Here is a 15,264-nt window from a genome sequence, read left to right on the forward strand (position 1 = left end):
GGATGATCCCAGGGGCCCTTGCGGCACTCCCGGCTCAGCGGGCGCCGCCCGCGCCGGAGCACGGGTCAGCGTCCGCTGCGGGGCAGCCTCAGTGGCGGGGCGCGCCGTCCACATCGCGCGGGTCGACATCGCGGCCATCCGCACCACGGCCATCGACACCGCGGCCGTCGGCGCCGCGCTCGGCACCGTCGACCTCGATCTGCTCCTTGCGAACCTCGCCGGAGACGGTCTCCGTGTCCTGCACCGTGCGGGTGCCCACGTTGACGCGCTCGGTGGCGACGGTCTCCTTGTCGACCACGGGGCGCTCCTCGCGCAGCGTGATCGTCTCGTCGACCTCGCCATCGCGGTCGATGTGCCCACCGCGCGCCTCGGGGGAGTTCGGGTCGATCTTCTCGCGCTCGACGACGAGCTCCTCGCGCTGGACGGGCACGTCAACCGACTGGTGCTCGGTCACCACGCGCTTGCGCAGGCGAGCACGGCCGGCCTCGTGGGTCTCCGTGCCGACGTTGAGGCGCTCCTCGTGGGCCACAACGGAGTCCGCGCCCTCGGCACCGCGGCGGTCATCGCGGGGATCCACGGCGCGCTTGGCGTCGTGGGCGGCATCGCGGTGGTCTGCGCCGTCGCGGCGGCCGTCGGCAGCCCCGGCGGCTCCCGCGGCGCCCACGCCTGCGGCACCGGCCGTACCGGCAGCCGCATCGCGGCCGGCGTGGTCGTGATCGCCGCGGCGGTCATCGTGGTCGCGGCGCCCGGCATCGCCGCCGGCGACGTTGTAGTCGACCTGGTAGTACTCGAAGAGGCGGCGCTCGTCCTCGGGGGACAGGTGGCCCTCGGAGCCGATGCTCGGGGCGTCCTTGATGTAGGACTTCTCGAAGGGCACGCGCAGGCCCTTGTCCGAGCGCTCCGCCGCGCTGTAGGGCACGAAGGTCTCGTGCGAGCCGAAGAGGCCGGTGTTGACGGTGACGAACTTGGGCTCTTCCGTGCGGTCGTCCAGGTACACCTGGCCGATCGAGCCGACCTTGTCGCCGTCCTGGTCGAAGACAGTGGTGCCGATGAGGGTGTCGAGATCGTGCTGGTCAGTCATGATCGTTCCTTTCATGGGGCCCCCGAATGGGGCCTCGGCACAACCGAACCTACCTTGTGCTCAACGGCTCCGACCAGGTCGTTTCGTGATATTTCCCTAAAAGACAGCTGAACGAACGGCGCGCGCGCAATCGGCAAGGGGTCTTGGCGCTCTGCCGGGGGAGTCACAGTCCCTGGGCGAGGAACGGCCAGCGGGTAAGTGGGCGGGTCAGCCGCCCGATCTGGGTGCTCGGTCCGGCAGCCTGGTCCGGCTGCTCGGCGGGCGTGTGTGGCCGCCCGGTGTGCGGTCTTGATGCCGTACTCGCTAGACTTGGCGAGCCGTTGGTCCAGTGCCGGCACCGTGCTCCTCGCGGAGGCGGTCGGCGCGCACAGCGGCATGTCGTGGCAGGCAGACGAGTCCGAGGGGAGGCGCCATGGCGAAGAGCAAGAAGAAGATCGAGGAGCAGCGCACCTCGAAGAAGGTCATCGCGCGCAACCGCCGGGCGCGGTACGACTACCACATCGAGGACACCTACGAGGCCGGGCTCGTGCTCACGGGCACGGAGGTCAAGTCGCTGCGCGAGGGGCGTGCCTCGCTCACCGACGGTTTCGGGCTCATCTTCCAGAACGAGGCCTGGCTCGAGGGTGTCTACATCCCCGAGTACCTGCAGGGCACTTGGACGAACCACGCCGCCCGACGCAGGCGGAAGATGCTGCTGCACCGCGATGAGATCCTGCGCATCTCCCAGAAGCTCAAGGAATCCGGCCGCACGCTCATCCCGCTGGAGCTCTACTTCGACGGTTCGCGTGCGAAGGTCGAGATGGCCGTGGCCCGCGGCAAGAAGGACTGGGACAAGCGCCAGGCCCTGCGCGAGAAGCAGGATGCCCGCGAGGCGCAGCGCGCCATGTCGCTGCGCCGCAACATGGACTGATCCTCCTCGCCGCAGCCGGCCCCAGCATGTGCCCGCGGCTGTGCTGCCCGCCTGCGTATCGAGCGCACAGGGCGGGCTGTGGAAAAGCGGTGCACAACTCGTGGCAGGTCCCTGGTCGCGATGCGGTACCACAGCGAGGCTGCGCACGCCCATTCGCCGCTGACCTGGGACGATGCGGATTTCTCCGCAACCGTGTGGAAAAACCGGCGCGCCTGTGGAAGAAGCTGTGTACAAGTGCCGCCTGCCGCGCCAGCCCGCGGGAGACTGGGCCGATGCCATCGCCGGGGAATAGCGGTGGACCGAGCGCCGTTGTGCGGGGTACAGTAAAGGGCCTCTCCTTCGATGGCACGTTCGGTCTCACAGTGACGGCGGGCCCGCGGAGAAGGGGCAGTGTTTGAAAACTGCATACGGGGATGATCGGTTTCGACGTTGGACAACGCGTCGGGAGAAGCGGGTCGAGAATGCAGAGTCATCTCGTTAATGTCCTCTGCAAAAAATAGGTGCTAAGTCTAACAACCGCACCGAGTTCGCCCTCGCCGCCTGATAACAGGCATTCAACAGCGAGCTGCGACTCCGTCAGCCTAGAGTTGCTTTCACTCTAGTCACTGGCGTCAGCGAGAAAGCCACTGCTGTCGGCACATGTTGGGGGTGCCGACGGGACTTCTACTCAACTCCGTCCGCTGGTCTACGTGTTCGTGCGATGACCAGGACCTAAGAAGCTGCTTCACGAACTGCACCCGGAGAATGCCCGGCAACTTGCCGACGGACGCGGGTTCGATTCCCGCCATCTCCACGTATGAGCCCCCGCAGGCCGCGCACACGCGGCCTGCGGGGGCTTTTCCTGTGCCCGCGCCGCTTGCGCTCTGCAGACCTGCGCCTGCGGTGTTCGAGACTGCGTCGCGCCTTGGCTGGGGTTCGCCTGCCGCTCTGGGGTCTGCGCGCGCTGGGCGGGGTTGCACCGCGCCGGGCGCTGCCCACCCTGCACCGGGCAGAGCGAAGGGGCGGCTGGCCCGTTGCCCGTGGGCCAGCCGCCCCTCCGCGATCGGGGCGACGTCTGCGGCGCTGACGCGCCGGAGGCACTGCGCGCTCAGTCCTCGAAGAGGATGACCTGGCGGACGGCTTCGCCGTCCGCGAGGGTGTCGAGCGCCTCGTTGATGTCGGTGATTACGATTGTACTGGATATTAATTCGGCTATGGGAAGGCCCCTATCCCGCCACAGTCGTTCGTACGTGGGGATGTCCTTCGCGGGCACAGCAGAGCCCAGATACGAGCCCACCACGGTGCGCGCCTCGGCCGTCAGCGTCAGGGGAGTGAGCGTCGACTCCGCCTGGGGCGCGGGCAGTCCCACCGTGACCGTGGTGCCGCCCACCGCGGTGGCCGCGAACGCCGTCTCGAAGGCGCGCGGGTGGCCTGCGGCCTCGATGACGACGGGTGCGCGCACGCCCTGCTCGGCGACCTCGTCTGGGGTGTAGACCTCGTCGGCGCCCAGCTCGAGCGCCCGGTCGAGCTTCGCGCGATTCGCGTCGACGCCGATCACCTTGCCGGTGGGCAGGGACACGGCCGTGATGAGCGCGGCCATGCCCACGCCCCCCAGGCCCACGATCATGACGTCGTCGTCCTCGCCCGGCTTGCCCGCGTTGATGACGGCGCCGCCGCCGGTGAGCACCGCGCAGCCCAGCACGGCTGCGATCTCCGGCGGCACATCGTCGCCCACGGGCACCACGGAGCTGCGGTGGAGGACGGCGTGGTCGGCGAAGCCGGAGACCCCCAGATGGTGGAGCACCGTCTCGGACCCGCGGTGCAGCCGCACGTGGTCGCCCACCAGGGTCCCCGCGTTGTTCGTCGCGGTACCGGGAGTGCAGGGCAGCTTGCCGTTCGTCCGGCAGTTCGCGCACTCACCGCAGCGCGGCAGGAACACGGTGCTCACCTGCTGGCCGACCTCGATGTCGTCGACGTTGGCGCCCACCTTCTCCACGATGCCCGAGGCCTCGTGGCCGAGCAGCATGGGCATGGGGCGCGGCCGGTTGCCGTCGACCACCGAGAGGTCCGAATGGCACAGGCCCGCCGCGCGCACCCGGATCAGGACCTCGTCCGGCCCGGGATCGTCGAGGGTGAGCGTCTGCAGTTTCAGCGGCCGGCTCTGGGCGTAGGGCCGCTGCGCCGTGCCGACCTCTTCGAGGACGGCGCCTGTGATCTCCATGTCTCTCCTTCACGGCCCGAACCCGCTCACACCGGGGTCGATGCGGGGGAGCGGCGCCACTGCCGCTCAGCGTAGTCGCACAGCTGAGTGGAACGCCGGGCCGCCGCCGCCGAGGCGCGCACCGGGCGCGCGCCTCCACCGGCACGGTCGGCGCTGTGCCTCCGCCCGCTGCCGAGGCGCACACAGGATGCGCTTGGGCGGGCGGGCCTGCTCAGCCGTTCGTGGTCGTCGTGTAGCTGTGCACGCGGGTGCGGCTGTTGGCGTTCGCTGCCGCCACGCAGGCCCAGATGATGCAGATGGGCTCCGTGACGAACAGCGAGACACCCCACGTGAAGAGCGCCGCCACCACGCTGACGATGAGCATGACGATCGCTCCGGCGACCGTCGAGTAGAACATGCCGAGCGGTCCGAAGAAGAAGCTGAGCACGAACGCGAGGCCCACGCTCTTGGGCTGCTGGACGACCGTCGTGTGGGTGGTGTGCTGCGCCGGTGCGGGCCCCGGCGCCGGGGCCATGGCGGTGCTGGGCTGCTGCGAGGGCGGCATTCCCGCCGGCTGCTGGTAGGGCTGCATGGCGTGCGCCCCGGCCGGCTCGGAACCGTACTGCGGGGCCGAGCCGTACCCGGGCTGGGAGCCGTACTGCGGTGCAGAGCCGTACTGCGGGGCCGAGCCGTACCCCGGCTGTGAGCCGTACTGCGGGGCCGAGCCGTACCCCGGCTGCGACCCATACTGCGGTGCGGAGCCGTAACCCTGTTGCGACCCATGCTGCGGGGCCGATCCATGGCCGGGCTGGGAACCGTACGGCGAAGGCGCGTCCTGCTGCGGGGTGTTGGCGGCCCCGGGCTGCGAACCGTACTGCGGCTGCGAGCCGTACGACTGCGCACCGGCGGAGGGGCCGAACTGCGGCACCGAGCCGTACTGCGGGGCCGCACCGCTCTGCGGCGCGGAACCCTGCTGCCCCTCGGGGCCGGGCTGCGCCTGGGAGCCGTACTGTGCGCCGCCCTCCGAGGAGGGGTCGCCGGACTGCTGTGGGGGATTCTGCTGGGACATCTCGCTCCTCAATGCGCTGGGGCCGCCGGTGACGGCCGGCCCGGCCGCATCGGTATGAGTCCCCAGCCTATGACACCCATCACAGTTCGCGCACCGGGTGGTCGCACCGTGCCGACACGCCGCCGCAGAAAATAACCGGCCCACCGCTTCACCGGTCTGCCCTCCGGCTGCCCCCGGATCGCAGCCCCCCCCGGGCCGATCGCGCCATCGGATCGCAGCGCCGGATCGCTGCGCCCGGCCGCACTTGCGCGCTCGCCTCCATCGCCGGACACCGCCAGGGCATCGCCCGCTGCCTTCGCTAGCATGGTCGTCATGCGCCTCGCCACCCTCCCCGCGCTCGCGGCGGCCACGGTCCTCGCACTCTCCGGCTGCACGAACCCCGCTGGCCAGGACGCGGGTGAGAGCGGCGCGGCGCCCACGGGCTCTGCGGCTGCAAGCACCCCCGCGGCCGACTCCACGGCCAGTGGAGCTCCGGGCGCCGTCAGCGCCGAGGACCGCCAGCGGGCAAGCGACATCGTCGCGAAGATGGACGACGACGAGCTCGCCGGGTCCGTCATCATGGCCGACTACCAGGGCACCGACTCCGCCGCGGGCGCGAAGCTCGTAAAGGACAACCACCTGGCCGGCATCATCGTCATGGGCTACAACCTCTCGCAGTCGCCCACGGCCGACGAGGTGAAGAAGACGACGGGCGCCCTGCGCGAAGCCGCGGGGGACCGCGGCTGGGCCACCGCGATCAGCGTCGACCAGGAGGGCGGACCCGTCGCGCGGCTGGGCGATGCCGCCACCCGCTTCCCGCCCCTCATGGCGGCCGGCGCCGCCGACAAGCCGAAGATCACGCAGGCCGCCACCCGGGCCCAGGGCGCCGAACTGCGCGACCTGGGCTTCACCGCCGACTTCGCACCGGACGCCGACGTCACGATCGGCAAGCGCGACGCCGCCATCAACGTGCGCTCCGCCGGCTCCTCGCCGGCGCTCGTCGCCCGCACGGCCGCTGCCGCCGTGCACGGCTACACGGCCGGCGGCATCGCCTCCTCGGCCAAGCACTACCCCGGCCACGGGGCACTCGAGACGGACTCCCACAAGTCCCTGCCCACCTCCAAGAAGTCACTCGCGCAGATGAAGCAGCGCGACCTCGTGCCCTTCCGCGCCACGACGAAGGCCGGGGCGCCCATGGTCCTCGTCGGCCACATCGGACTGCCGGGCAGCGGGACGGCTCCGGCCTCGCTCAACCCCAAGGTCTACGCCTCGCTGCGCAAGGACACCGGCTTCGACGGGGTGGCGGTCACCGACGCGCTCAACATGGGCGCGATCAGCGAATCCCCCGGCCAGGAGACCGTCAAGGCGATCAGGGCCGGTGCCGACCTCGCCCTCATGCCGCCCGACCCCGCGGCCGCCGTGCGGGCCGTGCGCACCGCGCTGGGCAGCGGTGACCTGACCAAGGCGCGGGTGACCCAGGCCGCCGAGCGCGTCGTGGCCATGCAGCTGTGGCAGCAGCGCGCCTCGGCCGCGGCCCAGGCGCACCCGGCCGAGGGCGACAAGGCCTTCACCGACCTCGCCGATGCCTCGCTGACCGTGCTCAAGGGGACGTGCCGGGTGAAGAGGCCCGCCGCCGCGATCTCCGTCTCCGGCGGCGAGGAGGCGGCCCGGACCGCGCTGCTCAAGGCGGCCGAGGACGAGGGCCTGCGCACCGGCTCCGGCACCACCGTGAGCCTGTCCCCGCAGGGCAGCGCCCAGGTGGTGGTGGGCACCGGCGGGCCGTGGCGCGTCGCAGGCGCGAGCGCGCAGACCGTCCTCAACACCTACTCCGACAACCCGCACGCCATGCGGGCCGTCGCGAAGTACCTTGCCGGCACGCTCACCGCGGGCGCGAAGGCGCCGGTGAAGACGGCCGGATCCCCGCCCGCCTGCTGAGCGCCGGCCCGGGCCACCCGCACCCTTCCGCCCCCACCCCCACGGCCACTCGCACCCCACAGCCACCCGCACCCCCACCGAACAGGAGTCCCCATGTACGACGTCTTCGACGGCCACAACGACCTCCCCTGGCACCTGCGGGAGCGGCACGGGAGCTCGATCGAGCGCCTCGACGACCCCACAGTCTCCCCGTTCACCACGCTGCCCCAGCTGCGTGAGGGGGGCGTCGCCGCGCAGTTCTGGTCCGTCTTCGTCCACAGCGACGTCTCCGGCCCCGCGGCCGTGACGGCCACGCTCGAGCAGATCGACTTGGTCCACCGCCTCATCGCTGCCAACCCGGAAGCACTCGGCTTCGCCCCCACCGCCGCGCAGGTCCGCACCGTCGCCGCGAGCGGGCGCACCGCCTCGCTCATGGGAGTCGAGGGCGGCCAGCAGATCGACGGCTCCCTGGCCGTGCTGCGCGACTATGCGCGCCTGGGCGCGCGCTACATGACGCTCACCTGGTCCACGACGCACGAGTGGGCCGACTCGGCCACCGATGCACCCCGCCACGGCGGCCTCGCGCCGTTCGGCCGGGAGGTCGTTGAGGAGATGAACCGGATCGGCATGATCGTCGACCTCTCGCACGTGGCCCCCAGCGTCATGCACCAGGCGCTCGACCTCACGACCCAGCCCGTCGTCTTCAGCCACTCGTGCGCTGCGGAGCTCAACCCCCACCCGCGCAACGTGCCCACGGACGTCCTCGACCGGCTGCCGGACAACGGCGGCGTCCTCATGATCACGTTCGTCCCCTCGTTCGTCACCGACGAGCGCCGCCGCTGGGTGGAGGCGGGGGAGCACGGCACCCCGCCCCAGGTCACCGTCGCCGACGTCGCCGACCACTGCGACTTCGTCCGCGAGCGGATCGGCGCGCAGTACGTGGGGCTGGGCTCCGATCTGTGCGGCACCGACTCGATGCCCGAGGGCCTCGACTCCGCGGCCGGCTACCCCGCCCTCTTCGAGGAGCTCGCCCGCCGCGGCTGGAGCGACGCGGAGCTGCGCGGGCTCGGGTTCGACAACGTCCTGCGCGTCCTCGAGGCCAACGACGCCGCGTACACGGCAACGGTGGGCGCCGACCTGCTGGACCGGAAGGAGGGCAGCCGATGAGCCGCGTCCTCATCATCGTCAACGACATCGAGTCCGGTCCCGGCCGCCTCACCCGGTGGCTCGTCGAGGAGGACCTCGAGTTCGACCTGCGCATCGGCAGCCACGGAGCACTGCCCACCCCGGAGGCGCTGGCCGACTACGCCGGCCTCATCATGCTGGGCGGCGGGCTCATGCCCGATGAGACCGACCGGGCGCCCTGGCTGCGCGAGGAGGCCGCGCTGGTCCGCACGGCCCTGGACTCCGGCCTGCCGCAGCTGGGCATCTGCCTCGGCGGCCAGCTCATCGCCCACGTGGGCGGGGGGCGCGTCGCGGCCCAGACAGGGGCCCCGGAGAAGGGCTCCACACCCATCGAGCTCAGCGCCGCCGCCCGCGAGGATCCCGTGTTCGCGCAGGTCACACCGTCCACCGCGTTCATCGAAAGCCACGTGGACCGGATCCTCGAGATCCCGCCCGCGGCCGTCCTGCTGGCCAGCAGCACCCTGTGCGCCAATCAGGCGTTCCGCCTGGGCGAGGCCGCGTGGGGACTCCAGTTCCACCCCGAATCCGGCCCGGACAACGTGCGCCGCTGGGACCCTGCGGGCCTGGCGAAGCTCGGCTTCGACAAGGACGAGCTCATCGCCGCCGCCGATGCCGCGCAGCCGCAGACCGAGCGCGACGCCCGGGCGCTGCTGGCCGGCTTCGCCGGGGTGATCCGCGGGCGCTGACGGGAGCCCGCCGGCGCCAGCTCACCAGGGCTTGGCGCTCGAGTCGCCGCCGTCCCGGTCCTGATCCTGGTCCTGCCGGCGCTGGGCGCGCTGGGAGCGCTCCCGCAGGCGCTCGGCGCGCTCGTCGGCCGAGGCGGTGGAGCCCTGCGCGTCGCCCGCCGGCCGCCGCTGGGCCCCCGAGCGGCCGCCGCGCGTCCCCGTGTCGTCCTGGCCGTCACTGGGTTGCCCGGCGCCTGCCCCTGTGCCGGACGTCCTGTCCGTGGATGTGCCACTGCCGGACGCAGCTGCGCTGTGCCCGGACTTCTTCCCGCCCTGTGCGCCGTCCTTCTCCGCGGACTTCCGCTGGGCCGCGCGCTGGGCGGCCTCGCGCTCCTCGCGGGCGCGGTGCTCGTCCTCGGCGCGGGTCCGCTCGATCCGCCGACGGGCCGCGTCGTTGGCGCGCGCAGCAGCGCTGCCGCCCGGGCGGCAGGACCGCGGGGCCTGCGCGAGGATCTCCGTGGCCTCCGAGAGCAGGCGGTGGCGCTGCGCGCGGTGCGCGGCGGTCGCCGTGTCCGTGTGCTCCGCGCGCTGTTCGAGCACCGCGGCGAGGTTCTGGCGGACGGCGCAGGCGGCGCGCTCGGGAGCGCGCGCCAGCGCCGTGCGCAAGCGCGCCTCGGCTGCGTCCAGATCGCCGGCCGCCGCGCGGGCGGTGCCGGCATCGAAGGGGCCGCGGTAGCCCCGCAGCGGGTCAAGGGACGTGTAGGCGTCGGCTCGCGCGGCGGCCGCGGTGTAGTCGCCGGCGCCGTACTGGGCGCAGCTGAGGCCCAGCAGTGCGGCGAGCACCAGGGCGTAGGCACCGCCGAGGGCGGCGAGCAGGCCGGCCGCCGCCCGCAGGACGCGCAGCGGTGCGGGCCTGCGCGGTTGCCGTGGGCGAGGCGCCGGTTCGGGTGCGCCCTCGGTGCGCACCGGGCGGGCTGGGGCCGTGGTCGTCATGTCCGCCTCCTGGGCTGTGCGGTGCCGGTCGGCGTCCCCGCGCGCTGGGCGGGGCGGGGTGCGCGTCCGGCCGAGGTGCGCCCCACCGCGCGCAGGCGCACCCCGACGACCCCCGCCTCGGCGACGAGCAGGGCGAACGCGGGCAGCAGGAAGAGCCAGAAGAACTCGCACCGCGTGTCCACCGCCGACGGGCCGCTCACGGCGATCGGATGGACCGCCGGGGTGTCCACCGCCGTGTTCAGCGACTGCCCGGCGCTGCGGTGGGCATAGGGCACGTGCAGCTGCGCGGCGATCGCGCGCAGCCGGTCCTCGTCGATGCGCGAGAGCGCCGCGGTGCCGGTCTGCGGGTCCTCGATGTAGGGCGGGGCCGCATCCGCACTCGGCTGCCCGGCGCCCGCGCTCGACCCGGGGACGGCCGCGCCGTAGCCGGCGGTGCGCCGCATCCGGCCGCCCTCGCGGGTGCCGTAGCCCAGCACCGCCCCGCCGGTGACCAGGCCCACCGCCTGGGCCATGGTCCTGGGCTCGCCCCGCGCCGTCTGCTCCCCGTCGCCCAGGTAGTAGACGTACCGGGAGCTGTCGGGCCGCTGCTCGCGGGCCCGTTCGAGCCGCTCGCCCAGCACCTCGGCGGCCTCCGCGACCGAGCTGCCGGCCGAGCGGAAGGTCAGCTCCGGGCCCAGCACCTCGAGGGCGGAGCGCAGCGCGGCCGTGTCCGTCGTCAGCGGCATCCGGGCCTGTGCGGAGGAGTCGAACGCGATGAGGGAGAACCGCGCGCCCGGCAGGCGCGCGGCCAGGTCCGCCGCATCCCTGCGGACGCCGTCGAGCCGGGGGTGGGCGCCGTCCCAGTCCTCGGCCACCATCGAGGCCGTCGTGTCGACGACGAAGAAGACGTCCGCATCGGCCTCCGTGCGCGTCCCCGCCGCCTGCTGCGGCACGCCGGGGCGCACGGCGGCCGCGAGCACCAGGGCCACCAGCGCCAGCCGCGCGGCCCACTGCGCGCGCCGGCCGCGCTCGCGCACCGCGGCCCAGGCGCACAGGCCCAACAGGGCCGCGCCGCCTGCCGCGAGCAGCCAGAGCGGGAGCACGGGGTCGAGGGTCATCGGCGCAGCCTCCAGGTGAGGACGATGTAGGCGGCGACACCCGCCAGGGCGGCGAGGAGCGCGACTCGGGGCACGTCTCGGCTCACCGTGACGGCGGAGCCGGCGGTCAGCTTCGCCTCCTGCGCGGTGACAGCCGCGACGATCTCGTCAGCCGGCCGGCCCCAGCCGAGCCGGAAGTGCGCCCCGCCGGAATCGGCGGCGAGATCGGCAAGCTCACCGGCCTCGGCTTTGAAGACGGCGGGCGGGGCGAGCGTGTAGATGCGCGCCCCCGTGCGCTTGACCACCGCGGCGGCCTGCGGCAGCGAGTAGAGGGGGCGGCCGCTGAGCTCGTTGTCCGTGGCGAAGACGAGGGCACGAGCGCGGTCCTCGCCGCGCCGGTCGAATCCGGCCGCGCACGCGGCCAGGCCATCGCCGATGAGCGACGAGCCGGACGCCGACGCGTCGTTCGTGCCCGCGATGAACCGGGTGCCCTTCGAACCGTGGGTGCGCAGGCCGTCGCGGGCCTCCTCGAGCGACGAGCGCGCGGCCGCGTAGTCGTCCGTGAGCGGGAAGACGGAGACCGCGGCGGAGCTGAAGACCGTCAGGCCGATCCGCTCCCCGCGGAACCGCTGGACCATCTCGAGGTAGCTGTCGAGGAGCTGGATGTCCGACGACGCCATCGAACCCGAGACATCCAGGCAGAGCATGACGTCGCGCCGGTAGCCCTGGGGATCGAAAGTCTCCGTGTGCATCGGCCGCGCGATTCCCACCAGGAGCCCCGCTCCGGTGAGCGCCAGGATCGCTGCGGTGGCCAGCGCGGCCGCCAGGGCTCGGCGGCGGGCGCGGGCGAACGCGGGCAGGCCCGTGAGGCGCTGCAGGTGCGCGGCCGGCGCGTGCGCCCCTCGGGCACGGCCGATCATCAGGGCGCCGAGGACGGCCACGGCGCCCACCGCCGCGCAGCTCGCGGCCAGCCACCCGAGCGCGAACATCAGCGCGCCTCGCGAACGGCTGCGGGCACCGTGGGCGCGGGACCGCGGCCGGTGGGGGCTGCACCGGCGTGGGCGGCACGGGCACTGGCCGGCGTGCAGGCGCCGACCGGCCCTCTGGCGCCGACCGGTCCGGAGCCGCGGGAGGCCCCGAGCGCGGCGGGCCGCTGACCACCGTCGGTCCCGGCGATGAGGCGGCGGACCGCGCGCAGGGCGCCGCGGGTCGCGGCGCCGTCCAGCGGGGGACCATCCTGCGCGGGGGGCGTGCCGTGCGCACGCAGGGTGGGGGCACCCGCGGTACGTCCCGCGGCCGGTTCGGCTGCGAACTCGAGCGCGTAGAGCCGCTCGATGACGGTCGCCGCCGGCGCGAAGCGGGCGCGCAGGTCGCGCAGGTGCAGGGCGGCGGCATCGACGCCCCGCGCCTCGGCGCAGTAGTCGCGGACCAGCCGGCCCAGCGCCAGCGCGCAGCCGCGGGCATCGAGCTCACCGGCCTCCCAGCGGCCCTCGATGGCGCCGATGCGGCGCTCGTAGACCACCGCGAGTCGGGCGGGCGGCACGGCACCCGAGGCGCCCCCGCGCAGGGTGCGCAGGCCGCGGCGTAGGAGCGGCCACGCGAGCACGGCTGCGCTCACGGCCACCAGGGCGGCTCCCAGCAGCGGCCAGCCGGCGGCAGCCTGCACGGGGGCGCTCAGGTCAGCGCTCATGGGCGGCCTCCCGGAGCATGCGGCGCAGGGCCGGCGCCGCGCCCGCAGTGCCGGGAATGCGCGCGTGGGGGACCGCCAGGCCGCGCAGCCGGGCGTCGAGCGCGGCGCGGCGCTGCGCCTCGGCGGCCTCGTAGGCCTCCGCGAGACCCGGCGCGGCCAGCAGCTCCGCGAGGATCCGCGTGCCGGAGGCCGGATCGACGGGCTCGCGCCCGGTGCCGGCGAAGCCCGTGAGGTGGGCGTCTGCCACCGTGATCCAGAAGACCTCGTGCTGGGCCCGCAGCCGTGTGAGCAGGCGGAAGTCGGCGGGGGTCAGCGCAGCCTCGTCGGCGATGACGAGCAGGACGCAGCGGCCCGCGAGGCGCTCGGCGGCCCAGCGCAGCGGTTCGCGGATGTGAGCCGATTTCCCGCACCCACCGGCCCGGCTGCCGTACCGGGCGGCGCCGCTCGATCCCGCCGCGCGCGGCACGAGCCGGCGCGTGCGCCGGCGCAGGACGCCGCGGTGTGGGGCGCGCCCGCCCGGCACCGCCGCCGGGGCGCAGAAGACCGGGGCGCGCAGCACCGCCTCGAGCCCAGTGCTCGAGGCGACCGGGGCGCTCATCCGCACCGGGTCGACGCCCTCGCCCGGACCGGCGGCGCTGCCTGCCCCGCCCGCGATGAGGCCGACGCCGTCGCCGTGGCGCACCGCCGCGGTGCCCAGCAGCGCGGCGGTGCAGAGCGCGACCTCCCGCTTGACCTCGCCCGAGGCCGCGAGGGCGGAGAACTCGGCTCCACCGGCGGTCACGAGGAGCACCCGGCGGCGGCGGTAGGCGGTGTAGCGCTTGACGATGGGCTCATCGCGGCGGGCACTGGCCAGCCAGTCGATGTCGCGCACCAGGTCACCGGCCTCGTACTCCCGCAGGTCGCTGACGTCCAGGCTGCGGCCGTGCAGCGCGGAGGCGTAGTCGCCGTCGAGCTGGCCGGCCGCCCGGGCCAGCGCCGGCAGGCGCAGCTCCCGGGCGTGGGCGGCCGCTTCGCGCGCGAGCCCGCTCACGGCGCCCTCACCGCCCCGACGACGGCGGCCACGATGTCGCGGGGCCTGACTTCCAGCGCCCGGGCCTCGAACGTCAGGCCGATGCGGTGGCACAGCACGCGCGGGGCGAGGTCCGCGACGTCCTCCGGGATGACGAAGGCGCGCCCGCGCAGCAGCGCGAGCGCCTTGGCGCACGCGGTGAAGGCGATCGACGCGCGCGGTGAGGCGCCGCACGCGATGTGCTCGGCCAGCGCGCCCAGCCGCGGGGGAGGCGTGCGGCCGGTGCGCCCGCCCGTGCGGGTCGCCGCGACGATGGCGACGATGTAACGGCTGATCGCGGGGTCGATGTACGTGGCCGCGGCGGCCGCGCGCAGGGTGCGCACCTGGGCCAGCGAGCAGGCCCGGCGGTCTGCGCCGTCCCCGGTGCCCAGCGTTCCCGCCTCGAGCCGGCGCAGCATCTCCAGCTCCTCGGCCTGCGTGGGGTAGGCGAGGACGTCCTTGAGGGCGAAGCGGTCGAGCTGGGCCTCCGGCAGCGCATACGTGCCCTCCTGGTCGAGCGGGTTCTGGGTGGCCAGGACCAGGAACGGGTCCGGCAGCTCGAAGCGCTGTCCGCCGATCGTCGTCTGCTTCTCCGCCATCGCCTCGAGCATGGCGCTCTGCGTCTTCGCGCTCGAGCGGTTGATCTCATCGAGCAGCACGATGTTGGCGTGGACGGGCCCCAGCCGCGTCTCGAAGCGGCCGTCGCTGAGCACCTGGGCGCCGATGATGTCCGAGGGCAGCAGGTCCGGGGTGCCCTGGATGCGCGAGAACGTCCCGTCCACGGCGTGCGCGAGGGCCTGGGCCCCGGTGGTCTTCGCCAGGCCCGGCACGCTCTCGAGGAGCACGTGGCCGCCCGTGAGCAGGCCCAGCAGGAGCGTCTCCCGCAGGCGGTGCTGGCCCACGAGGGCTGCGTCGAGGCACCGGTCGATGGCGGCCAGCGCGGCATCCGCGTCCGGGTCGGTGCGCGAGTGGGGCGGGGTGGTTCGGGCGCCGGCCGGGCCGGCGGACCGGGCCCGCCCCTGGGCCCCGCGCCGCACGGGGGCGGGCCCCGGCCACGGTTCGGCGCCGCGGGTCCCCGCGAGCGGGTGTGCCTGTGGGCTGTGCGCTGGTGCCGTCATGCGCGTGCTCCCTTCGCCTCCGGCGCCCGTGCGACGCCGCTGCCGCCCGGCTGCGTGCCGGTGGTCTCACGCTAGGGGCGCCGGCGGGCCGGTCGGGGGCGCGGCTGTGACAGGGCGGGTGCGGCTGTGGCGAAAGCGGCACAAAGATTTTTTCCTGTGGACAAACCCGCCCTTCCTGGGGAGGACGGGACCCCCGCTCGGGGAGGCGAGCAGGGGCGATTGCCGGGTGCGGGCGCGAATGCGCAGGTGATCGAACTACACCGGTGTTCTTCGGTTCTCCACCGCCCTGTGCAGGGCCCATCCGCACCCTGTGTACGGCGACGCGCGGTGGGGCGAACCACACTGGTGTAACACACC

13 protein-coding genes and 1 other RNA gene are annotated in these 15,264 nt (G+C 73.9%); 5 read left to right on the plus strand and 9 right to left on the minus strand.

Going from position 1 to position 15,264, the window contains the following annotated elements; translation table 11 throughout:
• Window positions 1-88: 88 nt before the first annotated feature.
• Window positions 89-1,081, minus strand: coding sequence for a PRC and DUF2382 domain-containing protein (locus tag BRM1_RS13500; RefSeq protein WP_268526628.1), 993 nt, complete (start codon window positions 1,079-1,081; stop codon window positions 89-91).
• A 412-nt stretch (window positions 1,082-1,493) separates the two neighbouring features.
• On the opposite strand from BRM1_RS13500, the gene smpB reads away from it, so the two are divergent.
• Together smpB and ssrA are read left to right on the plus strand one after the other, a co-directional pair.
• Window positions 1,494-1,991, plus strand: a complete 498-nt coding sequence (gene smpB, locus BRM1_RS13505; RefSeq protein ID WP_268526630.1) for an SsrA-binding protein SmpB — start codon at window positions 1,494-1,496, stop codon at window positions 1,989-1,991.
• Window positions 1,992-2,400: 409 nt separating this feature from the next.
• Window positions 2,401-2,787: a transfer-messenger RNA gene (gene ssrA / locus BRM1_RS13510) on the plus strand.
• 291 nt (window positions 2,788-3,078) lie between these two features.
• Here the strand turns inward: ssrA and BRM1_RS13515 are convergent.
• Both BRM1_RS13515 and BRM1_RS13520 read right to left on the minus strand, forming a co-directional pair.
• On the minus strand, window positions 3,079-4,191 hold the full coding sequence (locus BRM1_RS13515) for an alcohol dehydrogenase catalytic domain-containing protein (RefSeq protein ID WP_160952170.1): 1,113 nt from the start codon (window positions 4,189-4,191) through the stop codon (window positions 3,079-3,081).
• Window positions 4,192-4,402: 211 nt separating this feature from the next.
• Entirely contained in the window at window positions 4,403-5,239 is an 837-nt protein-coding gene (locus tag BRM1_RS13520; protein ID WP_268526631.1) for a hypothetical protein, read from the minus strand.
• Between the two features lie 312 nt (window positions 5,240-5,551).
• Between BRM1_RS13520 and BRM1_RS13525 the strand changes: the two genes are divergently transcribed.
• The 3 genes from BRM1_RS13525 to BRM1_RS13535 all read left to right on the plus strand — a co-directional run bounded on the left by BRM1_RS13525 (window position 5,552) and on the right by BRM1_RS13535 (window position 9,003).
• Window positions 5,552-7,153 (plus strand): glycoside hydrolase family 3 N-terminal domain-containing protein, encoded by a 1,602-nt coding sequence (locus tag BRM1_RS13525; RefSeq protein WP_268526633.1) that lies wholly within the window; start codon window positions 5,552-5,554, stop codon window positions 7,151-7,153.
• A 93-nt stretch (window positions 7,154-7,246) separates the two neighbouring features.
• Entirely contained in the window at window positions 7,247-8,299 is a 1,053-nt protein-coding gene (locus BRM1_RS13530) for a dipeptidase (protein ID WP_268526635.1), read from the plus strand.
• Window positions 8,296-9,003 (plus strand): type 1 glutamine amidotransferase, encoded by a 708-nt coding sequence (locus BRM1_RS13535; RefSeq protein ID WP_268526636.1) that lies wholly within the window; start codon window positions 8,296-8,298, stop codon window positions 9,001-9,003. The genes BRM1_RS13530 and BRM1_RS13535 overlap by 4 nt, the downstream gene beginning before the upstream one ends.
• 21 nt (window positions 9,004-9,024) lie before the next feature.
• On the opposite strand, the gene BRM1_RS13540 is transcribed toward BRM1_RS13535, so the two are convergent.
• Genes BRM1_RS13540 through BRM1_RS13565 form a run of 6 tightly spaced genes read right to left on the minus strand, consistent with a single transcriptional unit; the run spans window position 9,025 to window position 14,907 of the window.
• A complete protein-coding gene (locus BRM1_RS13540; RefSeq protein ID WP_268526637.1) occupies window positions 9,025-9,975 on the minus strand; it encodes a hypothetical protein in 951 nt (316 codons plus the stop codon).
• A complete protein-coding gene (locus BRM1_RS13545) occupies window positions 9,972-11,072 on the minus strand; it encodes a vWA domain-containing protein (protein ID WP_268526638.1) in 1,101 nt (366 codons plus the stop codon). Before BRM1_RS13545 ends, BRM1_RS13540 begins: the two co-directional genes overlap by 4 nt.
• The gene (locus BRM1_RS13550; protein WP_268526640.1) at window positions 11,069-12,040 is read right to left on the minus strand and encodes a vWA domain-containing protein; all 972 of its coding nucleotides are present in this window, start codon (window positions 12,038-12,040) and stop codon (window positions 11,069-11,071) included. The genes BRM1_RS13545 and BRM1_RS13550 overlap by 4 nt, the downstream gene beginning before the upstream one ends.
• The gene (locus BRM1_RS13555; RefSeq protein ID WP_268526641.1) at window positions 12,040-12,741 is read right to left on the minus strand and encodes a hypothetical protein; all 702 of its coding nucleotides are present in this window, start codon (window positions 12,739-12,741) and stop codon (window positions 12,040-12,042) included. The genes BRM1_RS13550 and BRM1_RS13555 overlap by 1 nt, the downstream gene beginning before the upstream one ends.
• On the minus strand, window positions 12,731-13,771 hold the full coding sequence (locus BRM1_RS13560) for a DUF58 domain-containing protein (protein WP_268526643.1): 1,041 nt from the start codon (window positions 13,769-13,771) through the stop codon (window positions 12,731-12,733). Before BRM1_RS13560 ends, BRM1_RS13555 begins: the two co-directional genes overlap by 11 nt.
• On the minus strand, window positions 13,768-14,907 hold the full coding sequence (locus BRM1_RS13565) for an AAA family ATPase (RefSeq protein WP_268526645.1): 1,140 nt from the start codon (window positions 14,905-14,907) through the stop codon (window positions 13,768-13,770). The genes BRM1_RS13560 and BRM1_RS13565 overlap by 4 nt, the downstream gene beginning before the upstream one ends.
• Window positions 14,908-15,264 lie beyond the last annotated feature (357 nt).

It is taken from the genome of Brevibacterium sp. BRM-1 (assembly GCF_026802075.1).
In the GTDB taxonomy this organism is placed as follows: domain Bacteria; phylum Actinomycetota; class Actinomycetes; order Actinomycetales; family Brevibacteriaceae; genus Brevibacterium; species Brevibacterium rongguiense.